3 tRNA genes are annotated in these 409 nt (G+C 45.0%); all 3 read right to left on the reverse strand.

Annotated elements, in window-relative coordinates:
• Positions 1-53: 53 nt before the first annotated feature.
• The 3 genes from B2694_RS09435 to B2694_RS09445 all read right to left on the reverse strand — a co-directional run bounded on the left by B2694_RS09435 (position 54) and on the right by B2694_RS09445 (position 303).
• Positions 54-130 (reverse strand) — tRNA-Met (locus B2694_RS09435).
• A 3-nt stretch (positions 131-133) separates the two neighbouring features.
• Positions 134-209, reverse strand: a tRNA-Met gene (locus tag B2694_RS09440).
• Positions 210-214: 5 nt separating this feature from the next.
• Positions 215-303: transfer RNA gene (locus tag B2694_RS09445), tRNA-Leu, on the reverse strand.
• Between the last annotated feature and the right edge of the window lie 106 nt (positions 304-409).

The raw sequence follows: 409 nt of genomic DNA on the forward strand, positions 1-409 counted from the left end.
GCCAGTTCCGCCACTCCAGCATATTACTTGGCAATTTACTTATTTTTAAAATATGGTAGCGGAAATAGGACTTGAACCTACGACCCTTCGGGTATGAACCGAATGCTCTAGCCAGCTGAGCTATTCCGCCATATGGTTGCGGGGGCAGGACTTGAACCTACGACCTTCGGGTTATGAGCCCGACGAGCTGCCAACTGCTCCACCCCGCGTCATTTGGTGCTGAAGACCGGAATCGAACCGGTACGGTGTTTAACCACCGCAGGATTTTAAGTCCTGTGCGTCTGCCAGTTCCGCCACTCCAGCATTTGTGTCATCACCTTTCAGCGACAATATTTATTATATGGTATATTATTAACTATGTCAACAGTATTTATATAGTTTTTTATATTTATCTGATCGATTTTTGATA

The organism is Clostridium sp. UBA4395 (assembly GCF_002390995.1).
Taxonomy (GTDB): domain Bacteria; phylum Bacillota; class Clostridia; order Clostridiales; family Clostridiaceae; genus Clostridium_J; species Clostridium_J sulfidigenes.